This window comes from Nonomuraea sp. CA-143628, assembly GCF_050942315.1.
GTDB lineage: Bacteria > Actinomycetota > Actinomycetes > Streptosporangiales > Streptosporangiaceae > Nonomuraea.
In genome coordinates this window covers 3,715,138-3,738,572 of sequence record NZ_CP192072.1, presented here as the reverse complement: position 1 = coordinate 3,738,572, position 23,435 = coordinate 3,715,138, and the positions used below count along the sequence as shown (strand labels likewise).

Annotated in this window: 19 protein-coding genes; 12 read left to right on the top strand and 7 right to left on the bottom strand. The window is 70.3% G+C overall.

Annotated elements, in window-relative coordinates:
* Positions 1–2: 2 nt before the first annotated feature.
* Entirely contained in the window at positions 3–3,872 is a 3,870-nt protein-coding gene (hrpA, locus tag ACQP2T_RS17415) for an ATP-dependent RNA helicase HrpA (RefSeq protein ID WP_433517169.1), read from the bottom strand.
* A gap of 389 nt (positions 3,873–4,261) precedes the next feature.
* A complete protein-coding gene (gene ppgK / locus ACQP2T_RS17410; protein WP_433517168.1) occupies positions 4,262–4,975 on the bottom strand; it encodes a polyphosphate--glucose phosphotransferase in 714 nt (237 codons plus the stop codon).
* A gap of 121 nt (positions 4,976–5,096) precedes the next feature.
* Between ppgK and ACQP2T_RS17405 the strand changes: the two genes are divergently transcribed.
* Positions 5,097–6,224, top strand: a complete 1,128-nt coding sequence (locus tag ACQP2T_RS17405) for a TIGR03118 family protein (RefSeq protein ID WP_433517167.1) — start codon at positions 5,097–5,099, stop codon at positions 6,222–6,224.
* Positions 6,225–6,773: 549 nt separating this feature from the next.
* On the opposite strand, the gene ACQP2T_RS17400 is transcribed toward ACQP2T_RS17405, so the two are convergent.
* The 3 genes from ACQP2T_RS17400 to ACQP2T_RS17390 are packed head-to-tail and all read right to left on the bottom strand — an operon-like array spanning position 6,774 to position 9,510.
* Positions 6,774–7,364, bottom strand: coding sequence for an HAD family hydrolase (locus ACQP2T_RS17400; RefSeq protein WP_433517166.1), 591 nt, complete (start codon positions 7,362–7,364; stop codon positions 6,774–6,776).
* Positions 7,361–7,966 carry a response regulator gene (locus tag ACQP2T_RS17395; protein WP_433517165.1) on the bottom strand — a complete coding sequence of 202 codons (606 nt, stop codon included), beginning with the start codon at positions 7,964–7,966 and terminating at the stop codon, positions 7,361–7,363. The genes ACQP2T_RS17400 and ACQP2T_RS17395 overlap by 4 nt, the downstream gene beginning before the upstream one ends.
* Positions 7,967–7,986: 20 nt before the next feature.
* Positions 7,987–9,510, bottom strand: a complete 1,524-nt coding sequence (locus ACQP2T_RS17390; protein WP_433517164.1) for a carboxylesterase/lipase family protein — start codon at positions 9,508–9,510, stop codon at positions 7,987–7,989.
* Between the two features lie 130 nt (positions 9,511–9,640).
* Between ACQP2T_RS17390 and ACQP2T_RS17385 the strand changes: the two genes are divergently transcribed.
* On the top strand, positions 9,641–10,459 hold the full coding sequence (locus tag ACQP2T_RS17385) for a DUF4253 domain-containing protein (RefSeq protein ID WP_433517163.1): 819 nt from the start codon (positions 9,641–9,643) through the stop codon (positions 10,457–10,459).
* 441 nt (positions 10,460–10,900) lie between these two features.
* On the opposite strand, the gene ACQP2T_RS17380 is transcribed toward ACQP2T_RS17385, so the two are convergent.
* Positions 10,901–11,731: an SAM-dependent methyltransferase gene (locus tag ACQP2T_RS17380; RefSeq protein WP_433517162.1), complete on the bottom strand. Its 831-nt coding sequence runs from the start codon at positions 11,729–11,731 to the stop codon at positions 10,901–10,903.
* Between the two features lie 174 nt (positions 11,732–11,905).
* Complete coding sequence (locus tag ACQP2T_RS17375) at positions 11,906–13,120, bottom strand: Scr1 family TA system antitoxin-like transcriptional regulator (protein ID WP_433517161.1); 1,215 nt, start codon at positions 13,118–13,120, stop codon at positions 11,906–11,908.
* A 368-nt stretch (positions 13,121–13,488) separates the two neighbouring features.
* Here ACQP2T_RS17375 and ACQP2T_RS17370 point away from each other — a divergent pair, with 368 nt between their 5' ends.
* The 10 genes from ACQP2T_RS17370 to ACQP2T_RS17325 are packed head-to-tail and all read left to right on the top strand — an operon-like array spanning position 13,489 to position 23,419.
* Positions 13,489–14,148, top strand: a complete 660-nt coding sequence (locus ACQP2T_RS17370; protein WP_433517160.1) for a hypothetical protein — start codon at positions 13,489–13,491, stop codon at positions 14,146–14,148.
* On the top strand, positions 14,145–15,740 hold the full coding sequence (locus ACQP2T_RS17365; RefSeq protein WP_433517159.1) for an MFS transporter: 1,596 nt from the start codon (positions 14,145–14,147) through the stop codon (positions 15,738–15,740). Before ACQP2T_RS17370 ends, ACQP2T_RS17365 begins: the two co-directional genes overlap by 4 nt.
* Positions 15,741–15,751: 11 nt before the next feature.
* Positions 15,752–16,066, top strand: a complete 315-nt coding sequence (locus ACQP2T_RS17360) for a hypothetical protein (RefSeq protein WP_433517158.1) — start codon at positions 15,752–15,754, stop codon at positions 16,064–16,066.
* Between the two features lie 30 nt (positions 16,067–16,096).
* Complete coding sequence (locus ACQP2T_RS17355; RefSeq protein WP_357940570.1) at positions 16,097–16,294, top strand: hypothetical protein; 198 nt, start codon at positions 16,097–16,099, stop codon at positions 16,292–16,294.
* Positions 16,294–16,683 carry a hypothetical protein gene (locus ACQP2T_RS17350; RefSeq protein ID WP_433517157.1) on the top strand — a complete coding sequence of 130 codons (390 nt, stop codon included), beginning with the start codon at positions 16,294–16,296 and terminating at the stop codon, positions 16,681–16,683. The genes ACQP2T_RS17355 and ACQP2T_RS17350 overlap by 1 nt, the downstream gene beginning before the upstream one ends.
* Positions 16,680–17,408, top strand: a complete 729-nt coding sequence (locus ACQP2T_RS17345; protein WP_364003933.1) for a maleate cis-trans isomerase family protein — start codon at positions 16,680–16,682, stop codon at positions 17,406–17,408. Before ACQP2T_RS17350 ends, ACQP2T_RS17345 begins: the two co-directional genes overlap by 4 nt.
* On the top strand, positions 17,405–18,601 hold the full coding sequence (locus ACQP2T_RS17340) for an FAD-dependent oxidoreductase (RefSeq protein ID WP_433517156.1): 1,197 nt from the start codon (positions 17,405–17,407) through the stop codon (positions 18,599–18,601). Before ACQP2T_RS17345 ends, ACQP2T_RS17340 begins: the two co-directional genes overlap by 4 nt.
* Positions 18,594–19,403, top strand: coding sequence for an aspartate/glutamate racemase family protein (locus ACQP2T_RS17335; protein ID WP_433517155.1), 810 nt, complete (start codon positions 18,594–18,596; stop codon positions 19,401–19,403). Before ACQP2T_RS17340 ends, ACQP2T_RS17335 begins: the two co-directional genes overlap by 8 nt.
* 5 nt (positions 19,404–19,408) lie before the next feature.
* Positions 19,409–20,386, top strand: coding sequence for a porphobilinogen synthase (gene hemB, locus ACQP2T_RS17330; protein ID WP_433517154.1), 978 nt, complete (start codon positions 19,409–19,411; stop codon positions 20,384–20,386).
* A 42-nt stretch (positions 20,387–20,428) separates the two neighbouring features.
* Positions 20,429–23,419, top strand: a complete 2,991-nt coding sequence (locus ACQP2T_RS17325; protein WP_433517153.1) for a hypothetical protein — start codon at positions 20,429–20,431, stop codon at positions 23,417–23,419.
* Positions 23,420–23,435: the final 16 nt, after the last annotated feature.

The following is a 23,435-nucleotide window of genomic DNA, read 5'->3' as shown; positions in this document are numbered from 1 at the left end:
CCTCAAGGCGTGAGCTTCTCCATCGCCTTGGCGATGCGCTTCTCCGACACCGGCGTGGGCGTGCCCAGCGTCTGGGCGAAGAAGCTGACCCTGAGCTCCTCGATCATCCAGCGGATCTCCAGCACGTCCGGATCCGAGCGTCGCGCCGGGTGGAGCCGGGCCAGCAGGTCCTCGTAGGCGTCCTCCACCTTGTGCACCCGGTCCATCCACTCCTCGTCCCGCCACGGCTCCTCGGGGAGCTTGGTCAGGCGGCGTTCGATGGCTCGGATATAGCGGAGTATGTCGGGGAGGCGGCGATAGCCCGTCGCGGTGATGAAGCCCGCGAAGACGAGCTTGCCCAGTTGGTCGCGGACGTCCGAGGTGGAGGCGCTCTGCCGCAGGGCGTCAAGGCGGGTGCCGATCGCGTGCCACACGGTCAAGATCTGCTCCGTGCGCCCCAGCACCTCGGCCGAGGTCTCGTACACGTGCGCCCGTACGTGCTGATAGAGCCGGTCGAACGAGACCGGGTCCCAGGCGGGGCCGCCCAGGTCGAGCATGAGCTTGTCGATCGCCGCGTTGACCACGTCGTCGAAGAGCGCCACCGCGCCCCCGTGCGGGCTGCGCGAGAGGGCCAGTTTGGCCTGGTTGGACAGGCCGCCCAGCAGCGACTTGGCCGGGTTGGTGACGTTGAGCAGGAGCAGGCGGCGGGTGCCCGGCCAATGGGAGCGGCGCTGTTCGGCCTCCGTCTCGAAGATCTTGATGGACACGGAGTCGCCGTCGTCCACCAGCGCCGGGTAGCCCTTCATGCGGCCCTGCTCGAAGACCTTGGGCAGGGTGCCGAAGCTCCAGGTGTGCAGGCCCGACTGCTCCAGGTCGTCGGCGGCGGCCGAGAGCGTCTTGCGCAGGCGCGGCGCCAGGCGCCGTTTGAGGGCGTCGAGGTCCTTGTCCTCGGCGATCGTGCGCTTGCGCTCGTCGATCACCCGGTAGGTGATGCGCAGGTGGTCGGGGACCTGGTCGAGCTGCCAGGCGTCGTGCGGCACGCGTACGCCGGTCAGCCGCAGCAGCTCCCGCTCCACGGCCTCCAGCAGGGGTTCGCCGCCCTGGCGTACGCCTTCGAGCACCTGCTTGGCGTAGTTGGGAGCGGGGACGAAGTTGCGGCGCAGGTGCTTGGGCAGCGACCTGATCAGGGCGGTGATCAGCTCGTCGCGCAGGCCGGGGATCTGCCAGTCGAACCCGTCGGAGCTGACCTGGTTGAGCACCTGCAGCGGCACGTGCACCGTGACGCCGTCGGCGTCGGCGCCGGGCTCGAACTGGTAGGTCAGCTTCATCCGCTGGCCGAGCTGCCGCCAGTTGTCGGGGTAGTCGTGGGCGCTGACGTCGGCGCCCTCGTTGACCAGCATCTCGGGCGAATAGGTCAGCAGGTCGGGCTCGGTGGTCCTGACCTTCTTCCACCAGGAGTCGAAGTGCCGCGCGGACACCACGTCGGCGGGGACGCGCTGGTCGTAGAAGTCGAACAGGGCCTCGTCGTCGACCATGATGTCGCGCCGGCGGGCCCGGTTCTCCAGCTCCTCGACCTCTTCGAGCAGCTTCCGGTTGTCCTGGAGGAAGCGGTGGTGGCTGTCCCAGTCGCCTTCGACGAGCGCGTGCCTGATGAACAGCTCGCGTGACAGGTCGGGGTCGACGCGGCCGTAGTTGACCTTCCGCCCGGTCACCAGCGGCACCCCGTAGAGGGTGACCTTCTCCAGTGCGATCACCGCGCCCTGGTTCTTCTCCCAGTGCGGCTCGGAGTAGGTGCGTTTGACCAGGTGCTGGGCGAGCGGCTCGACCCAGTCGGGCTCGATCTTGGCGTTGACCCTGGCCCACAGCCGGGAGGTCTCCACGAGCTCGGCCGACATCACCCACTGGGGCTGCTTCTTGGCCAGCGCGGAGCCGGGGAAGATGGCGAAGCGGGCGTTGCGGGCGCCGAGGTATTCCTGGATCGGGCGGCGCCCGTCGGCGGCCCGCTTCTCCATGACGTCCTTGACGCCGATGTGCGACAGGAGACCCACGAGCAGCGCGGCGTGCACCTGCTGCGGGTCGGCCTGCTGACTCCCGGGCTGGGCGCCGAGGGATTGGCGGATCTGGCTGTAGATGTCCTGCCACTCGCGTACGCGCAGGTAGTTGAGGAACTCCGACTTGCACAGGCGGCGGAAGGCGCTGGAGGACAGCTCCCGCTGTTTGTCCCGCAGATGGTTCCAGAGGTTGAGGTAGGACAGGAAGTCGGACTCCGGGTCGGCGAAGCGGCGGTGCTTCTCGTCGGCCTGCTGCTGCTTGTCGACGGGCCGCTCGCGCGGGTCCTGGATCGACAGCGCGGCGGCGATGACCATGACCTCGCGCAGGCAGCCGTTCTTCTCGGCCTCCAGGACCATCCGGCCCAGACGCGGGTCGACGGGCAGCCCGGCCAGCTTGCGCCCGATGCCCGTGATGCCGCCCTGGCCGTCGAAGGCGCCCAGCTCGTGCAGCAGGCTCACGCCGTCGCGTACCTGGCGGCGGTCCGGCGGCTCGACGAACGGGAACGCCTCGATGTCGCCCAGCCCGATCGAGGTCATCTGCAGGATGACCGAGGCGAGGTTGGTGCGCAGGATCTCGGGGTCGGTGAACTCCGGCCGCTTGAGGAAGTCCTCCTCCTCATAAAGCCGGATGCAGACGCCGTCGGAGGTACGGCCCGAGCGGCCCTTACGCTGGTTGGCGCTCGCCTGCGAGATGGCCTCGATCGGCAGGCGCTGCACCTTGGTGCGGTGGCTGTAGCGGGAGATGCGCGCGTAGCCCGGGTCGACGACGTATTTGATGCCCGGGACGGTCAGCGACGTCTCGGCCACGTTGGTGGCCAGCACGATGCGGCGGCCGGTGTGGCGCTGGAACACGCGGTGCTGCTCGGCGGCGCTGAGCCGGGCGTACAGCGGCAGCACCTCGGTGTTGCGGAAGTCGGCCTTGTCGAGCGCGTCGGCGGCGTCGCGGATCTCCCGCTCCCCCGACAGGAACACCAGGATGTCGCCGGGGCCCTCGGTGACCAGCTCGCGGCAGGCGTCGACGATGCCCTGCGTCTGGTCGTCGTCCTCGTCGAGCGGCCGGTAGCGCACCTCGACGGGGTAGGTGCGGCCCGAGACCTCGACGATCGGGGCGTCGTCGAAGTGGCGGGAGAACCGCTCCGGGTCGATCGTGGCGCTGGTGATGATCAGCTTGAGGTCGGGGCGCTTGGGCAGCAGCTGCTTGAGGTAGCCGAGAATGAAGTCGATGTTGAGGCTGCGCTCGTGCGCCTCGTCGATGATCAGCGTGTCGTACTGCTCCAGCAGCCGGTCGTTCTGCAGCTCGGCCAGCAGGATGCCGTCGGTCATCAGCTTGACCAGGGTGCGGTCGCTCGCCTGGTCGGTGAAGCGCACCTTGTAGCCGACCGCCTGGCCCAGCTCGGTGCCCAGCTCTTCGGCGATGCGCTCGGCCACCGTACGGGCGGCGATGCGGCGCGGCTGGGTGTGGCCGACCAGGCCCCTGACACCGCGGCCCAGCTCCAGGCAGATCTTCGGGATCTGGGTGGTCTTGCCGGATCCGGTCTCCCCGGCGATGATCACGACCTGGTGGTCGCGGATGGCCGCGAGGATGTCGTCCTTGCGCTGGGATACGGGGAGATTTTCCGGATAGCTGATTTCTGGTACGGCTTCGCGGCGCCGGGCGAGGCGTCGCTCGGCACGTTCCACGTCGGCGAGGATCTCCGCGGTGATCTTGTCCCGGGCCTCGCGGGAGCGTACCCGGCGCACGCCGTCGAGCCTGCGCCGCAGTCGCCGCTGGTCGCGCGGCATCAACTCGGGCAGGCGGGACTGGAGCTCGGTGAGTGGAGAGGACAACGCAGAGGTTCCCATACTGCTATCAGGATATTTGAGCTCCGCGTCCCCGGAGCCAACCCACCATGCTGCCCGACGGCGCCGGTGTCCGCATCCGAATATCCGTCGACGGTGATCGCCCAGGTAGGGCCCGCGCTCTCTGGTTGACCGTGATCGCCCAAGACGGGCCCACTCTCCCCAGAGTTGTCGCCTTGGACGACCACGGTCACTAATGAGACTCCCGAGAAGCCCATCAGGTTGCGCTCCGGACCAACCTTTCTTGATCACCCAGGTCGGAGCGTTGCGAAGAAGACGGTCTCACCGTCTCGTAGCGGCGCCCGGCCCGCCCCACCGGAGGAGCGTCCCCCTGGACAGACGCCGGCCACGGGCGGCGGGTGGGGCTCACCGTGCCGTGCCGTAAAAAATGGCTATTTGACGGCGAGAGCCGCTCCTATGATGCCCGCGTCGTTGCGCAGGCGAGCGGGTACGACGGCGGTGTCCACGTGGACGTACGGAAGGAACTTGTCCGCCTTCTTGCTCACCCCGCCGCCGATGACGAACAGCGACGGCGAGAAGAGCATCTCCACGTGCCGCAGGTACTCCTCCACCCGCCCGGCCCACTTCTCCCACCCGAGGTCGTGCTCCTCGCGGGCGTGATCGGAGGCGCGGCGCTCGGCGTCCTTGCCGTGGAGCTCGAGGTGCCCCAGCTCGGTGTTGGGTACCAGGACGCCGTCGACGAACACCGCGCTGCCGATGCCCGTCCCGAACGTCAGCATGATGACGGTCCCCATCCGGTCCCGGCCCTCACCGAACCTCATCTCCGCGACGCCGGCCGCGTCGGCGTCGTTGAGGACGGTCGCGCCGTCGAAGAGCTTCCTCGCGTCGACGCCGATCCAGGAGTGGTCGACGTTCGCGGCCGTCATGATCACGCCGTCCACGACCACGCCGGGGAACGTGACGCCGACCGGTCCCGTCCAGTCGAAGTGCTTGACGATCTCCACCACGACCTCGGACACTCCGCGCGGCTTGGCCGGCTGCGGCGTGGGGATGCGCAGGCGCTCCTCCGTCAGCCGCCCCGACGCGGTGTCCACGGGGGCGCCCTTGATCCCGGATCCGCCGATGTCAATGCCCAAAACTTCCATGTACCTCAACTCCCCAGGAAAACGCCCGATTGACGTCCGACGCCAATATTTCTGACCGTTACTGAACCGCACTTGCGTCCCCCGCGTATCTCCGGCCACAAGCGCTAACAAGGAGGCACGGATGCGGCTCCGCATCATCACACTCTGCGCTGGTGCGGTCGTCTTGAGCACGACCCTCACCGCCCCCGCACAGGCAGCGACGAATACCAAGTTTGACGTCGTGAATCTCATTTCCGACATCCAGGGGAAGGCAGCAGTCCACGATCCTAAACTGGTCAACCCATGGGGACTGGCCATGGGCAAGACCCTGTGGGTCTCCGACACGGGCACCGGCACCGCGACCGTCTACTCCGGAGCGGGCAAGAAGGAGGCGACCGAGGTGGCCATTCCCGGTGGCGCTCCGACCGGCCAGGTGTTCAACTCGGGCGAGGGCTTCACCGTCAAGGGCAAGCCCGCCACGTTCATCTTCGCCAGCCCGAGCGGCGCGATCACCGGCTGGAACGCCGAGGTGGACCCGAAGAACGCGATCATCGCGGCCTTCACCCGGGGTGCCGACTACAAGGGCCTCGCGATGGTGAACACCGACGACGGCGACTTCCTCCTGGCCGCCGACTTCGCCAACGGGCGCCTCGCCGCGTGGAACTCGGAGTTCGAGAAGATCAACCTGTCCCGCAGGGCGTTCAGGGACCCGTCGGTTCCCTCCAATTACCGCCCGTACAACGTGACGTTCAGCGGCGGCAGCGTATGGGTCGCCTATGCCCTGCGTGACGAGCAGACCGGGAAGTCCATCGCGGGCGCCGGCAAGGGTTTCGTCAGCCGCTACAACGTGAACGGGCGCCTGGTCGGGCGCATCGCGCGTACCGGGCTCAACGCCCCCTGGGCCGTGACCGCCGCGCCGAAGCAGTTCGGTGCGTTCTCCGGATCGGTCCTGGTCGGCAACTTCGGCGACGGGACGATCCACGCCTACCGCGGCAACCGCCACCTGGGCGCGCTGCGCGATGGCAACGGCAGGACGGTCTCGCTGCCGGGCCTGTGGGACCTCGAGCCGGGCACCGCCGCCACGGGCGGCGAGAACGCCCTGTGGTTCTCCGCGGGCATCGACAAGGCCCAGCACGGCCTGGTGGGCGTCCTCCGGCCCGCCGGCACGGGATCGCAGGTGAGCACGCCTTCGTCGAGTCCCACGCCGTCGAACCAGTCGTCGCACAAGCCGACGACGAAGTCCAGTCAGTCTCCGTACGGGAGTTACTGACCGGACCCGCTGAACGTTTCCGGCACGGCAGGCGCGAGCCGTGCCGGAAACAAGCTCTTGTTTTTGTACGAGTTATGTACGTCATAATGCGACTTGGATGGGATAACACGCATCCCGTGCAAGTCCATATGCATTTGTGATCGTTCTTCCAAACGGACCGTCTCCTTCCGCTCGCCCGAAGGGGGTTTCTCTCCAAGAGACCTCAGCCACGACGGGGCGTTTCCTTCTGCTCCCCGGAGGGGGTATCGCTTCTTGGGGATCCCAGCCATGACGGACCGGCTCCTTCTTTCCCCCTCGGAGAGGTGTCACTCGCTAGCGACCCCAGCCGCCACGGGCCGTTTCCCTCCGCTCCCCCGGAGGGGGTATCCCTCCTTGGGGACCCTAGCCACGACGGACCGTCTTCTTTCTCTCCCCCGAAGGACCCCAGCCAACCGCAGGCCGTTCCCTCCGCTCCCCCGGAGGGGTATCCCTCCCGAAGGACCCCAGCCACTACCGGTCGGCACAGGGGGTCGAGAGGGTCGCGTGACGAACCCCGGGGAACCTCGGTCGCTAGTCGAAGAGCCCGGTGAGCGCGGGAGTCAGGTCGGCGATGCTCCGGTAGTGCACACCGGTCATCCCCAGGGCCGTGGCGCCCGCCACATTCTCCAACCGGTCGTCGACGAACAGGCAGCGCTCCGGCGCGACGCCCGCCAACTCGGCCGCGAGCTCGTAGATCCGCCGATCGGGCTTGGCCACGCCCACCCGGGCACTGCTGACCACCGCATCGGCGAAGTAGGCCAGCCCGAGCCACTCCAGGTGCTCCTCCAGCGTGTCCATGGCGTTGGTGACCAGCACCACGGGGACCCGCCCCTGCGCCCGCGACAACAGCGCCCTGACCTCCTCATCCACCCAGAACGGCACCGCCGCGAACTCGGCGGCGGCCTGGCGGGCACGCTCGTCGCCGCCCAGCGCCACGGCGATGGACTCGACCCACTGGGCCTCGGTGATGTGACCGAGCGTGGCGGGGCCGATCAGGTCCGGGTCGAAGGCGGTCTTCCTCAGGGGCAGGCCGTAACGGGCCTCGATGTCGGCCTGAACCGCGTGGTCGAAATGGCGGAGCACTCCATCGAGATCACAGAGAACCGCGTCAAAGGTGGTCACAGCCACCCATTGTGCCGTGCCAGCTGAGCGGCCTCGATCCTGTTCCGGGTGTTCGTCTTGCCGATGGCGGACGACAGGTGGTTGCGTACCGTGCTCTCCGAGAGGCGCAGCCGCGCCGCCACGTCCGCGATCGTGGAGCCGTCGAGCGCCGCGGCCAGCACGTCGCGCTCGCGGTCCGTGAGCGGGCTGGGCCCGGCGTTCAGCGCGGCGGCGGCCAGGGCCGGATCGAGGATCCGCTCCCCCGCCACCGCCCGCCGGATCGCCGCGGCCAGCTCCTCCACCGACCCGTCCTTGACCAGGAACCCCGCCGCCCCCGCCTCCATCGCCCGCCGCAGGTAGCCCGGCCTGGCGAACGTCGTCAGGATCAGCACCACGCACTCCGGCAGCGCGGCCCGCAGTACGGGCAGCACGTCGAGCCCGCTGCGGCCGGGCAGCTCGATGTCGAGCAGCGCCACGTCGGGCCGGTGCTCCGTGGCGGCCGGCACGATCGCGTCGCCGGAGGACACCTGGGCGACGATCTCCAGGTCGTCCTCCAGCCCGAGCAGCAGCGCCAGGGCGTCGCGCATCATCCCCTGGTCCTCGGCGATCATGACCCTGATCACGACGCCCCCTCGCGCAACATCTACTTCCAGAAGGCCAGCTGGTGCTCGGCAGCGTAGTCGATCGGCCGGACGGCCCCCGGAGCCAGGGACAGGGTGCCGGACGAGACCCGCGGCCAGGCGGGCAGCCCGCGGCCGTTCGGGTCGCCGGTGCGGGCGAAGTTCGTCCAGTAGCTCATCATCTGCCCGGACAGCTTCTCCTGGGCGGGCGACAGCTTGGCCTTGGCCTCCGGGAAGATGTACGGCAGGTCGCCGGCGTGGTAGGCGCCCCAGTCGAAGTCCGCCTCCAGCGGCAGGAACATCGGCGCCTTCCGGTCGGCGAACTCGTAGCCGTAGACCGGCGCCTTCTTGGCCAGCAGGGCGTTCTGCTCATGGGTGGACCGGGCCCACATACGATCGGTCAAGACGGTAGCCCAAGCAATACTCGGCGACTTATAGCGATTTACCGGATATTTCCGGGCAATTCTCTCAGCCTTCGCTCCGAACGCATCTTTCAGCAATTTCCGGTAATCCGGAGAGGTGCCCTGGACGTCGTAATTCATCCCGACAAAGATCCGGTGCTCGTCCTTCGTCGTCCCGGCCAGGACCGGCATCGGGCTGGTGTGCCCCTTCCGCATCGCGTCGGCCGGCGACTCGGGCAGGACGTCGTTGCCGTACGCGTACGACTGGAAGGCGTTCATGATCTGCGGGACCTCGAGGATCTTCTTGACCGGCAGCGCGCGCAGGCACGCCAGGTCCGAGCAGCCGAGCTGCTTGGCGTACACCTCTCCTATAGCGCTCACCTGTGCGGCGGGCCGCCACGCGAAGGACGGCAGGGCGGGCACGCCCGGCACCATGCTGTTGGCGGGCATGTCCATCAGGGTCTCGCCGCTCTGCATGATCGCCCGCTGGAACAGGCCCTTGGCGCCCGGCGAGGCGAGCTGGCCACCGATCGACAGCGCGCCGTAGGAGACACCGAAGGCTGTCACGTTGCCCGAGTCGCCGCCGAAGGCCGCCGCGTTCCGCTTGACCCAGCGCAGCGCCTCCTGCTGGTCCTGCAGGCCGTACGTGCCCGAGTCGCGCAGCCCCGGATAGCCGAACCCGCTGAACACGCCGAGCCGGTAGTTGATCGTCACCACCACCACGCCCTTGGCGGCCAGCTTCCGGGCGTCGGAGAAGTGGCCCGCGCCCACCGCGCCGTCGCCGTGGATCCACACCATGACCGGCCGGCCCTTCCCGGGGACGGCGGGTGTGGTGACGTTCAGGAACAGGCAGTCCTCGTTGTCGCTGCTGGTCGGCGCGTAGACGCTGCCGACCTGCGGGCACATGGCGCCGGGCTTGGTGGCCTCCCGCACGCCCTGCCACGCGGGCGCGGGCTTCGGCGCCTCCCAGCGCGCCGCCGTGGCGTACTTGATGCCCTGGAACAGGCGGTTCGTGGCGGTCACCGTGCCGCGCACGGCTCCCGACGCGGTCTCGACAACCGCCGGATCCACGACAGGCCCCGGTTCGCCGGCGGACGGTTGGGCGCACCCCGTGAGGAGTACGGCCAGCGCTAGCAGAATCTTCATGCCTCCACGGTCTCCGAGGCGGGGGCGCCGACAGAAGATTCGCCTGTACGGGATCGCCCAGGACAAAAGTCCTGACGCAACGGTCGGCATTACCATCTCCGAGACAGGATTCGGTACTGAAACGGTGGGCATGAACGATCACCAGCTGCCACGTGAGGTGTGCCAGCTGTTCGCCGACGGCGGCAGAGGGCGACTCCTGCCGGTCGGTCTGCCCGAGGGCGACGTCGTGTGGCCCGACCCCGGCTACACACACCAGGGCGAGGCGTCCAGGCCCGCGTTCTGGATGAGCGACGAGGCCGTGGCGGGCGACGACTGGGCCCGGTTCCGGGCCGCCCACGCGCGCAGCGGTCTGTGGCCCGTTCTGCTGGACGAGTCCGCGCAGCCCTGGTCGATCGGGCAGATCGTGCCGGACGAGGCGCTGATGATAGATCACTTCACGGCCGAGGGGTTCATGGCCGAGGTGTGGCAGGAGTGGGTCTCCCAGATGCCGCCGGACGCCCTGGCGGAGCTGGAGCCGTTCGGCGCGCTCTGTCCGGGTCCTGCCCCGCCGGGGGTGCTGAGAGCCGACCCGGGGGCCGTCGCCGACTGGTACGCCCGTGAGCTGTCATCCAGGGGCCTGCCGCTCGGCCTGGTCGCCGCGCATCGGGGTGCCGACGCGCTGGCCGTGATGGGCTGGCAGGGGGCTTTGCACCACAACGAGTGGATGGTGCCGATGGCGGCGGTGGTGCGCAGTTGGGAGGACCGGTTCGGGATTCGGGTGGTGGGGGTCGGCTTCAACACGCTGGAGCTGAGCGTCGCCGCGCCGCCGGTCGAGCCTGAGCACGCGCTGCATGTTGCGGCTGAGCACTGGACGTTCTGTCCGGACAACGTCGTCCAGGGGCCGGGCGATCTCCAGAGTTACGCGGAGCAGATCATCGGGCGGCATTACTGGTCGTTCTGGTGGGATTAGGCATTGGGGGTTCGTGACACGACCGTCTCGGTCCCAGGTGACGGTCCGCGGTGGCTGGGGTCCTTGGGATACCCCCTCCGGGGGAGCGGGAGGAAACGGCCTGCGGTGGCTGGGGTCCTCAGAGAGATGCCCCCTGCGGGAGAGCGGAAATAGACGGCCCGTCGTGCCTAGGGTCCCTAGCGACGACGCCCCCTCCGAAGGAAAGAAGGAGCGGGTCCGTCGTGCCTGGGCCGCCAAGGAGGGACACCCCCTCCGAGGGTGCGGAAGGAACCGGCCCATGGTGGCTGGGGACCTGGGGAGGGGTACCCCCTCCGGGGGCGCGGAAGGTGCTGGGGTCCCAAGGAAGGAGACGGTCCGAGGGTCCGGCCGATTTGGCGGGCCGGACCCTTGGGTGCGGGCGTCCGTGTGACGGCCGCGCGGGCGCCGTGGCTGGCCGGCGGGTCAGGGAAGGCGGGCCACGGCGCCGTAATTGCCCGACGAGCTCGGCTGGTCCGCGCACACGGAGTCGCCGTCGGGCCGCCAGAGCGGGACCCACACCAGGCCCGGTTCCAGCAGTTCGAGCCCGTCCAGGAAGGTCGCCACCTCCGCACGTGAGCGGATCACGTGTCCCGGCAGCGTCATCGCGAGCAGGTCGTTGATGGCGGGCAGCAGTTCGGCGGGGATTCCGTCGAAGGTGGTCTGCAGGATCGCGAGGTAGCTGCCGTCCACAACGGCGTGGCACAGGCGTTTGATCACGAAGGAGGCGAGTTCGTCGTCGGTGAGGCTGTGGGTCGACAGGAGCAGCACCCCCACGGGCCGCTCCCAGTCGATGAACCGGGCCACGACCTCGTCGGCGAGCATCTCGTCGATCTGTCGTATGTCGCCCTCCACCACCCGTACGAGGTCGTTGAGGGGCTCGATGGTGACGCGCGCACTGGCCAGTATCAAAGGGTCGTTCTCGACATAGACGACGCGCACATCGGACGCGGCGGACGCGCCACGGGCGACGTCGTGTAACTGACGTCCGGGCGGCAGCGCGCTGGGCACGCCACTGCCGATGATCAGGAACTGGTCGATGCCGGCACTGGCCAGGTGGGCGACCACCCGCGCCAGGTAACGCAGAACTGCTCGCGCGGCGGAGCCGGTGACCGGAACCGCCTCGTCGTAACGGCGCACCGCATCACTGTCAACCTCGAAGTGGTTCTTCCCTCCCGCGGCGGCGTCGAGTATTCGGGTGACACTCGCGCGGGTGGTGTCAAGGTTGGTCAGATTTCGGATGGCACGCTGACGCATTTGAGTGTTGCCCCTTTCCCCTCGCCGTATCCCACGGGAAAGTCGGTCCCACTGACCCCACTCAATTTGGCCCAACAATACCAATGATCCATCAACCACGGGATCTGACAATACAAAGACCAATATTTGTTGGGAAATATCCATTTCCCGTTTTTCGTGCTAAGGGGTGTCAGATCACCGGTGGCTCAGACGGTCACGGTGCGCATACAGCAGCTCGTGCGTCTCGTCGCCCATGGTGGTGGAGACCGACAACTTGGTGAACGCCTGGTGGTAGGCCTCCACCGCGGCCGCGTCGGTGATCACTTCGTCCGATTCGATGGCGTGGGCGCAGGCCACATCCGGCTCGAAGGCCTCCGGGAAGCGCCACATGGTGAACGGACCGCAACGGGGCAGGAAGATCGGATCGTCGATCGGCACCACGTGCAAGGAGATGTTGGGCCGCTTCGCGTACTCGATCAGCCGGTCGAGCTGAGCGGCCTGCGTCTCGGGGTCGGCGATCGAGCGCAGCAGGACGCTCTCGTCGATCACCGCCCACAGCACGGGTCCGTCGCCGTGGTTCAGCAGGGCCTGGCGGGAGCGCATCAGGCGCACCGCCGCGTCGGCCGACGCCTGGCCGAGCCCGGCGCTGCCCGACACCTCGATGGCGGCGCGCGCGTAGGCCTCGGTCTGCAGCAGCGGGGGGACGATCTGGGTCTGGTACGTGCGGATCAGCGACGCCCGCTGCTCCAGGGCGTAGGTGGCGGCCATCCAGACGGGCACCGAGCCGGCGTCGTACCAGGAGGGCGGGCGTTCGCCGCGGGCCAGCGACAGGACGTATTCGCGGGTGGGCAGGGCCGTCACGCCATAGAGGGTGAGCAGGCGCTCGACCGTGACGGGCGCGGGCGCGACGCGGCCCTCCTCTATCGCGCCGATGGCGGCGGCCCCTCTGCCCAAGGAGGTCTCGACCTCCTCCGGCGACATGCGCGCGATCAGCCGCAGGTTGCGCAGGCGGTCGCCGAGCGCCTCACGTTGCGGCTCGGTCAGCGGCGCCGCCGCCTCGGGGATCTCCGTGGTGGCGGAGGGCTGGTCGGGCAGCCCTTCGGCCGCGCGCGCGAGCTCGATCACGCCGCGCAGTACGGTCAGCGACCCGTCGGACAGCCCGGAGACCGACGCGCCGATGGCGGCGGCCCGCAACTGGAGCTCCTCGACCGCGCCCGAGTCCGTGGCGTCCTCGCCCAGCAGCCAGCCCACGCTCACCTGGAGGCAGGCGGCCAGGGCGCGCAGCACCTGGAGGGTCGGGTTGGTCTGCTTGCCCGTGCGCAACTGGCTGACGTAGGCGCGGGTGATCGGGATGCCGGCTTCGGTGAGGGCCGCGGCGAGTTGCGCCCCCGTGAACCCGCGCTTGCTCATAGCGAGACCGAGTCGTTCGGCAAAGTTCGCCACTCGTACCTCCCAGCCGCCAGAAGCCTCCAGCGTAAAGGAAGCCTGGCTCGCCGTCCCCTGCCCTGCGGGGCGCGAAACTCCGCAAGGGGAGGTCAACATATACGAAAACTGTCAGTTGACACAACGAGCCGGGTACACCCACTATCGTACTGATCGTGGTAAGTGAGACTTGACAGCCGGAGGGTTCTGGAGAGTCTCCGGCGAGGAGGTGGCCGGACGTGACCGTCGATTCCGTCGATTCCAAGGTCCGTTCCTGGTTCTCGAAGAATCCGGCTCTCCCAGCGCAGGCCGGCGTGATCAGACGCGTCTGCGCTCGGGCGGCCCCTGAAAGGAACGTGATCCATGTAGCAGAGCTGCCACTGGGCGGCGTACAGGTCTGGGTGGAGGACACCCCTGACCGCTGGAGCGTGCAACACCGGATGGCCCGCGAGCTGCGGCTCGCCGGATGGCACACGGAGGCGAGCGCCGATCGCCTGCTGGTGCTCGGTTGGGGCGCCGACTGCCTGCACCACCGCGCCCGCATGCTCGCCTCGGCGCTGCGGGGCCGGCTGGCCGACTTCGACCAGACCGCGGTCATGGCGGTCATGATCGCCAACCCGCTGAAGGACCGGGACCTGTCCATCGACGAGATCGTCCTCGAGGTGGAGGAGCAGATCAGCCGGTCGCTGCGCTGGCCCGACCGGCTCGCCGATCTCGACGGCCTCCAACGCACCGCGACCGTGGAGTCACTGCGGATCCGGCTGGCGCAGATCGCCGGCCTGGAGGCCAAGGTGGCCCGCCGCTGTGCCGAGCACCTGAGCCTGGCCACGCAGGTCGCCCTCACGCTGGCCGGCGGCGAGGTACCGACCAGGATCCGCGTGGACGACCGCGATGTCGGCCTGTCCGAGCGCGTCGTCGCCGCGAGCGTGCCGAACAACAGCCCGGCACCGGTTCCCGCCGAACCCGCCCCGGCCCCCGTCGAGCCCGAACTCAGCTACGCGGAGTCGGCGCGATGACCCTGACGCCCATCCGCGAGGGCGTCGCCGGTCCCACGATGGTGCCCGCGATGCCGACGGCTCGCCGGCTCCGGGGGCGATTCGCCGTACTGCGGCTGGTCGCCTCCGGGGTGGTGGTCGCGATCATGGCGGACAGCACCGCGACGACGCTGGCGATCCCCGTGCTCAGCCGCGACCCGCTGGCGGCCGCCATGCCGCTGTCCGAGGTCACCTGGGTGAGCACGGTCAACTTCGCCGCCGTCGCCGCACTGCTCGCCACCGCCGGACGCTTCGCCGACCTGCTGGGCAGGCGCAGCGTGCTCGCGCTCGGCCTGGCCCTGTACGGGCTGGGCGCGACGACGGTCATCGCCGCCCCCTCCTGGACCCTGCTCCTGGCCGGACGGGTGGCGCAGGGAGTGGGCGCGGCACTGATGTTCCCCGCCTCGCTGGCGCTGCTGCTCGGCGAGCTGCCCGCCAACCGCCGTGCCGGAGCCATCGCGCTGTGGAGCGCGTCGTCCGGCATCGGGGCCCTGGCCCTGCAGGCGGGCGGTGGCTGGCTGCTGACCGAGTACGGATGGCGGGGCCTGTACCTGCCCGGCGCGGGACTCGCGGCGGCACTGCTGATGCTCACCCCGGCGCTGCCCCGCAACCGCGGCACCAGGCAGGGCGTACCCGACCTGTTCGGCGCGGTCCTGCTGATCGGCGCGGTCGCCGGAGCGGTGCTGGCCATCTCCCAGGGCAGCCTGTGGGGCTGGACCTCCGTACGCACGCTGGCGTGCGCGGGAGGCGGCGGGCTGCTGCTGGCCCTGGCCATCGCGATCTCGTGGCGGCATCGCGCCGGAGCGATCGACATGAGCCTGTGGCGGCGTCCCGGCTTCCTGTGGGCCGGTGCCACCTCCTGCATGTACGGAGCCGCGTCCTTCGTCGTGCTGGCCATGGGGCCGCTCTACCTGCGCAACGCCGAGTTCGACGCCAGCACCATCGGCCTCTGGCTCACCCCGATCTCCATCGCCATGATCGTGTCGAGCCCGATGGCCGCGCCGATCAGCCGGCGCATCGGCGTCAACGCGGTCATCTACGGCGGTGCCCTCATCCTCGGCACGGGCTGCGCGCTGATGCTGGCCCAGCCGTCCCCGAACCTGTGGTGCCTGCTGGGCGCCGTCATGCTGGGCGCCGGGTTCGGCTTCCTGTCCACCGGAACGTTCATGGTCGGCTCGATGGCCGCCGACCCCACCCAGTACGCCTCGGCGGTCGGCGCGATCAACACCGCGCGCATGCTCGGCGGAGCCATCGGCGTGGCCGGCGCCTCGGTGCTGGTCGACCATCCCATGCTGGCCGGACCGATGCCGGGCTTCTCCACGGTGCTGGTGGCCTGCCTGGCGGTGGCGGTGCTGCTCGGCGTCGCGGCGCTGATCCGCGTAGCCCTCGCGGCCACCAGCAGCCGGCCACGCCGTCCCTCGCTGCGCGAAGCGGAGGCGGAGCTGGTCGTGCTGCGCGGCCTGCTCGCCGAGCTCCGCGACAGCTTCGTCCAGGTCCGCAGCGAGGCCGAGCACGAGCTGGCCCGCTTCGGTGTCCGCGATCCGTCCGAGTTCCGGGCCCTTGACCAGCGCTGACAGGAGTGATCATGCTCGCGAACGAGACCCGCAGGCCGTACCCGCACCCCTATGAAGTGCGTTCGCCCAGGCAGGTACTGCCGTCCAGTGCGGCGCCCGATACAGACGACACACAGCCCGCGAGGATCCCACGCCAGAGCATCCCTCGACAGGCCATACCTACGCAGAGCATCCCGATCCAGAGCATTCCCCCCCAGGCGGCCCCTGTGCCGCCGCAGACCCCGCCCGAGCTGACGGCCCGCACCGTCCACCGTCTTCGCCACATACGGCAGGTGTCGGACCAGGCGATCAGCGTGATCGACCAGGTTCTTCACCACGTGCCCTGAACCCCCCAGGCTCCTTCGCAGGAGGAACTCATGCTCACCATCCAGGTCGAATCCCCAGCAGGACTGGCAGTCGACAGACAACGGGAGTTCGCCGATACCGTGATCGGGGCAGCGGTGGATCTCCTAGGCGTGGAGCGCGGCGAGATACAGCTCGTCCTCACCGACTGGGACGAGGCACGGGCACGTCGAGAGGCGGCTTTCTGGGCCGCGGCTTGGTCGGGTTGCTGATGACGGCCATCCTTACCCGCCCGACGACCGCCGGCGAGGGCGGAAACGTTCTGGGGGCGTCGTTCCGCTGCCCTTACGGTTCCAGAAGGGCCACCACGGTGCCGGTGCCGCCTACCGTCCCCGTCGTACAAGCACTGAAGCGCAAGGCGAACGCCGTAGCGGACGCCGAACTCGGCCGGCTGGCCTCCCGTGCCCCCAGCCTGGACGCCGCCGCCCGCGCCGAGATCAGGGACGCCGTCCAGCGAGTGGTCGACGCCTTCCTGTACGAGCCGATCAACCGGGTGACCAGCTACGCCGACTCCCCCCTGGGAGAGAGCTACGCGGACGCCTTACGTGAGCTGTTCTCCTTGGAACTGCCCGCCTTCGGTCCGGCCGGGAGCGCGGGATGAGCCGGGGCCGGGTCGGCGTGTTCGTACCGCCGGCGAACCCATCGGTGGAGCCCGAACTGGCGCGCCTGTTCGGGTCCCGGGCCGACATGTACGTCAGCCGCTTCCCGGTACGCCCCGGCCTCACCCTGGCGGAGCGGCTGGAGAGCTACAACGAGGTCCTGCCCGCGATGATCTGCTCGTTCGGCAACCTGCCGCTCGACGCGCTGGTCATGGCCTGCAGCGGCTCGCGATATCTGTTCGCACCCGAGGAAGATCGCGCGAGGTGCGACAAGCTGAGCGGTGAGGCGGGCATCCCGTTCGCCTCGGCGACCCTGGCGACGCGGGAGGCGCTGGAGCACATCGGGGCGCAGGAGTTCGTGCTCGTCTCGCCGTATCAGCCCTGGCTCACCGAACTCGCCGAACGCTTCTGGGCCGCGGCCGGTCTGCACGTCTCCCGCGTGATACCGGTCAGGGCGCAGGGCGGCTTCTCACCGTACGACGTCACGCCGAACGAGCTGGTCGAGCAGGTGGAGCAGGCAGGACTGCCGTCCGACGCGGTGGTGCTGTTCAGCGGCACCGGGATGTCCACACTGCCCGCGTTGGGCCCCCTGGGCGCCGGAAACGACCGGATCCTGCTCACCTCGAACCTGTGCAGCGCCTGGTGGGCGCTGGCGCACGCGACCGGGCAGCCGGTCACGCTCAGCCGGGTGCCGCACCGCCCGGTGGCACAGGGCCGGCCGTCATGAACGGCGTCACCGTGGTCGGCGCGGGCCCGGTCGGGCTGACCGCGGCGCTCACCCTGGCCCGCGCCGGAGTGCCGGTGATGGTGCTGGAACGGGAGCCGGGCCTCAACCGCCAGTCGCGCGCCTCGACCTTCCACCCGGCCACGCTCGACCTGCTGGAGGAGCTCGGGATCGCCACCCCGCTGATCGCCCGCGGCCGGGTGGTGGAGCGGGTGCAATGGCGGGACCGGGCGGGCCGGGTGCTGGCCGAGATGCTGATGGGCAGCCTCGACGGCCTGACCCAGCACCCGTTCCGGCTGCACGCCGAGCAGTCCACGCTCACCGCGCTGCTGCTGGAGGCGCTGTCGGCCTACCCGGAGGCGGACGTGCGCTTCGGCACCCCCATCGACGGAGTGGCCGAGGGCGGCACGGGCGTCCGGCTGCGCATCGGCCGTACGTGGGCGCGGGCCCGCTACGTGGTCGCGGCGGACGGCGCGCACAGCACCGTGCGCAGCTCGCTCGGCCTGCCGTTCCCCCGCTCGGAGTATCCGACGCAGGCGCTGCGGATCTTCACCGACTCACCGCTCGACGCGCTGCTGCCCGGCCTGGCGCCACTGACCTACATACGCGACTCCCGGCAGTCGTGCAGCCTGCTGGCGCTGCCCGATCACTGGCGGATCATCATCAGGATCCCGCACGACACCCGCGACCCGCTCAATCCCCAGAACGTGGCCAAGCTGCTGTTCCGTGCCCTGCCCACCGAGCAGGCGCCGATCCGGGTGATCGGGGCCGACCGCTACAGCCTGGCCCGCGGCGTGCTGGGCGACTACCGGTGCGGGCGGGTGCTGTTCGCCGGGGACGCCGCCCACCTGACCTCCACCGCCGGCGGCCTGAACATGAACGCCGGCATCCACGACGCCGTCGAGATCGGCCAGGTGCTCGCGGCCGTGCTCGGCGGATTCACCGCACCCGCCGCACTGGACGCGTGGGCCTGGCGGCGGCGCACCGTACTGGTCAACCGGGTGATCCCGCGCAGTGAGGCGCGGGTGGCCGGCGTACAGGACCGGGACAACACCAAGCTGGCGGCGGCAATGGCGGGACTGCGCGCCATCGCCGGCGATCCGGAGTCCACCCGCGCCTACCTGGCGCAAGCCTCGATGCTCGACACAATGCCCGATCGCTTAAGGCCCCATCAATCTCACGTGAGGCATGGCTGATATGCGCATCTGGTTCCAGAAACACACCGTCGAGGGTCGTTCCGCGCTGCTGGACAAGCTTTACGCCGAGCACCTGTCCAAGATCACCGAACCCGGCACCAAGGTGGAGATCCACACGCTGCCGGCCGACACATACGGCACCGACCTGCCCGAGCACCTGGTCGGATACGGGCAGCTGGGACTGCTGTTCGGCAACTACTTCGCGCAGACGGCCGTCGCGGCCGAACGCGACGGGTGCGTGGCCTGGATCAGCGGCGCGGGGCAGGACCCCGGGCTGGCCGCCGCCCGCTCGCGCGTATCGATCCCCGTGGTCGGCTACGGCGACGCCGTCTGGCAGGCGGCACGCATGGAACGCCACCGGCTGGGCCTGATCGGCTTCATCCCGCATCTGGCCGAGCCCATCACCGAGAACATCCGGGCGGCGGGCGCCGACCTGGCCTCATATCAGGTGGTAGAGGACGGCACCACCCTCGTCCAGCGAGCCCTGGCCGAGGACTTCGGGCCGCTGCTGGCGGCCTACACGAAGGCCGCGAAACGGGCGGCGGACGCGGGGGCGCAGTGGCTGGTCCCCGCCGAAGGCATCCCGAACGAGATCCTCGTCCACCTAGGGGTGCACGAACTGCACGGCCTGCCGGTGATCGACCCGGACGGGCTGGCGGTCAAGACGGCCGAACACCTGTGCCACCTGCGCCGGCTCAACATCACCGCGCGCAGCACCTCCGGCTACTGGTTCCGGCTCCCGCCCGCGGACGCCGTCAGGCACGCGGAACGTGTTTTTCTCGGCAAGGTAATCGGAGGCTAGAACCCATGAGCTTCCCCGCAGACCGTCCCCGCCGCCTGCGGCGCACGTCCGCCCTGCGTGGCCTGGTCGCCGAAACGCGGCTGCACCCGGCCGACCTGATCCAGCCCTTGTTCGTCCGCGAAGGACTGGAGGAACCCCGAGAGATCCCCAGCATGCCGGGCCAGGTCCAGCACAGCCGCGACAGCCTGCGCAAGGCCGCCTCGGCCGCGGCCACCGCCGGCGTCGGCGGCCTGCTGATCTTCGGCATCCCGGCCGCCAAGGACCCCGAGGGGTACGGCGCCTGGGACCCGTACGGCATCGCGCAACTGGCCATCGCCGACGTCGCCGCCGAGGTCGGCGACGCCACCGTGGTGATCAGCGACATCAACCTGGACGAATACACCGAACACGGCCAGGTCGGCATCCTCGACGCGACCGGCGACGTCGACAACGACGCCACCCTGCGCGCCTACGCCCAGGTCGCCATCGCCCAGGCCAACGCCGGCGCCCAGGTGGTGGCCCCGAGCGGCATGATGGACGGCCAGGTCGCCGCCGTCCGCCAGGCGCTCGACCAGGCCGGTCACCACCGGGTGGCGATCCTGGCCTACGCCGCCAAGTATGACTCCGCCTTCTACGGCCCCTTCCGCGACGCCGTCGAATCGCGACTGACCGGCACCCGCTCGACCGCCCAGCAGGACCCCGCCAACAGCCGCGAGGCGCTGCGCGAGGTGCTCCTGGACATCGAGGAGGGGGCCGACATGGTGATGGTCAAACCGGCGGGCCACTACCTGGACATCGTACGCATGGTGGCCGACACGGTCCGTGTGCCGGTCGCCGCCTACCAGACATCCGGCGAGTACTCGGCGATCGAGGCCGCCGCCGCTCAAGGGTGGCTCATGCGCGACCGGGCCATCCGGGAAAGCCTCATGGCGATCCGCCGAGCCGGCGCCGGGAGCGTGATCACCTACTGGGCTACGGAGATCGCGGAGCAGTTACCCGGCTGAGGCTTCCGGAGGCTCTGCTTTTCGACTAAGGAGGTGGCACGGGTGATGTGGCGGACGCTGACCGACGACGTACGCGAGGAAATCCGCGAGCTGTGCGACGAGTACGGCTCCCACCTCTATGACTATTGCCGCACCGAACTCGCCCAGAGCGAGGCCGAGCTGGCGGTCGCCGGGGCGCTGCTGTCGGCGTACGGCCACACGCACCGGGTCGTCGACTCCTCCCTGGTGCGGCCGTGGCTCTATGGGCTGGCCCGGGCGCATCGCGCGGCCGTGGCCGGCCCGGCGAGCATCGGCTCGTGGTCGCGTTCCGGCCGGATGCCGGACCTGCTGCCCGAGGCCCTGCGCGCGCTGGACGGCCCGCAGCGGGAGCTGCTGGACCTGTCCGTACGGCACGGCCTCGCGCATCAGGAGATCGCCGTGATCTTCGATGTGACGCCTCCGGACGTGGATGTCATCGTGAGCGAGGCGGCCCGCGGGGTCGAGCGCTGGTTCTCCGCCGTCATCGCCGCCCGATCCGCCAACGGGTGCGGTCAGCTCGCGGCCAAGGTGTCGGCCTGGGCGACCACGCCCACGCGGCGCAACCGGGCCCGCATCAGCCGCCACATCCCCACCTGCCCCACGTGCCGGGCGGCGCCCCGGGCCGTGGTGGCGGCCACACTGCTGCGCGAGCTGCCCATCGCCACCGCTCCCCCCACGCTGCGCGACCGCCTGACGTGGGCTCAGCCGCTTCCGGACGCGGGCGAGCTGTGGCGGGTGGACGGGTTCCCCGTGCAGGTTCGGGGGCTGGTCGAGGCCGCCCCGATGTTGATCTCCCCGATCGCCGACCCCACGGCGGCGATCAGGGGTAGCGCCTGGCCGGCGGCGGGCGCGGCTGCCGCCGGCCAGGAACGCAAACCCCACCGGAGCCACCGCGCCCCGACCACCACCCCGCCCCGCTCCAGCACCCCGGCATCCGCCCCACTCCACTCCGGCGCCTCGGCGTACAGCACCCCCGCGGCTGACCCGCCCCGCAGCGACGCCTCGACCGCCATCCCGCACCAGCGGTCCGATCCGGATGCGCTTTCGGCGGCTCTCGAGCACGAGACCACCATTCCGCTCGCCCGGAAGCCCGCTGCCGGGCCGCTCCCGCGACGCGCTCCGGCCACCGGCCCATCCGCTCACGGCCTCCTGGCCGCCCCCGTCTGCGAGGCGCCTGCCGCTCCCCCGCGCGATGTCCCGGCCAGCCGTCCGCCAGTCGGGGATGCTCGCCTGGGTGGGTCCGCGCTGTCTGAGCGGGTCTCACCACCGCCCGGCCGGGTCGCGCCGCCGGCTGAGCCGGTCTCGTCTCCGCCCGGCCGAGTCTCGTCGCCGGCTGAGCCGGTCTCGTCTCCGCCGGAGCCGGTCCTGCGGCTGCCCGGGCTGGTCATCGGTGGCCCGCCCGTGCCGAGCGCCCCCGTCGGCGACCCACCCATGCGCGACGCGTCGAACGGCCAGGCACCGTTGGACAGGTCGAACGGGCAGGCATCACCCGACACCTCGAACGGCCATGTGCGGCCCGACGCGTCCGATCGTGGCCCGGCCGGTGCCGGACCGCGTGGTCGTCACCCCTTCGGGGATCGCCAGCGGGACGTCCTGGTGGCCACGGCCCGCGACCGGCAGGGCGTCTTCGTCGCGGCCAGCGGCACCCGCCGGGACACCCCCGCCACCAGGAGCCGCCCGGCCCCGTCAGCCCCGGGCAGCCGCCGGGACGCCACGACCACGAGCCCGCACCGGGACGCGACCGTCCCCGGCAACCGCCGGGGTGCCCCCGACACTCACCGGGACGCCCAGACCGCCACCGGCGAAGCTCACCGAAACGGACAGCTCACCACTGCAGACACCGGCCGAAACGGACAGCTCGCCACGACGGGCACCGGCCGGAACGGACAGTTCGCCACGACGGGCACCCGGCCCGGCGCCCAGAGCGCGACCCCAACTACGGACACCCTGATCGCAGGCACCCAACGGGACGCCCTGGTCACCGCGCCCGGCACCCGCCACGACGCGCCATTCCCCGCGACGGACGCCTACGCGGACACCCACGCGGGCACCCAGGCCGACGCCCGCGCGGAGGCCCTGTTCACGACCGCGGCCACGCTCCGAGACGCCCTGATCATGGCGACCGGCGAGCACCGAGACCTGCTGGTCGCGACCCAGAGCACCGACAGCGACGCGGAGGACGGTCCGGGGTCGGAGTTCTGGCGTAACGGTCAGGACGACCAGCAGACCGAGTTCTGGCGCAACCGCCCGGGCGAGTACGAGTCCGACGGCCGGTTCTCCATCCGGTCCATAGCCACGGTGGGGCTGCTCGTCGGCGCCGGGATGCTGGTGGCGAGCCTCGCCTGGTCCGGCATCCAGAGCCGCCACCAGCCCGAGGTGCCCGAGCCGCAGACCAAGCTGTCCGGCCCCGGCAGCGCCCCGGCCGTACCGCCGGGGAGCGGGAGCACCCCCAACCTCATGCTCAACCCCACGGTGGTCCCACCGCCCACGGACGTGCCGGCGGCCCCGACGGCCAATCCGGACTCCAAGATGAGTGACACCGTCACCGGCGAGGTCCGGCCGCAGAAGGTGAGTCTGCCCGGCCCCAGGCCGCCGGTCGCGAGGCTGTCGCCGTCGTCGCTCAACCTGGGCACCCGCCGTACCGGATCATTCGGGCTGGTCTGTCCGGGAAGCTGCAAGATCACCACGGTGTCCGGGACGAAGGGGATCGCGGTCTCCGCGCACGCGTTCCGCGTCCAGGCGCCCGCGTCGCGGCCCGGCTGCCCGGGGCCGCCCGCCACCGAGTTCGGCAAGGTCACCGTACGGTGGACCGGCACGTCCAGCGGCGACGGCCAGAGCACCACGGGCCTCGTGCGCGGCAGCGGGACACTCACCCTGCGCGTGAGCTGGACCGTTGCCAACGCCAAGGGATCGTACGTGTCCGACGGCAAGGGCGGCGGCTACTGGACGAACTGCGGCGGGCCCGCCACCGGCGGCGAGGGAGCCCAGCACCAGCCGCCGCCCGGCTCCGGATGAACCTCCATGTGGTGGC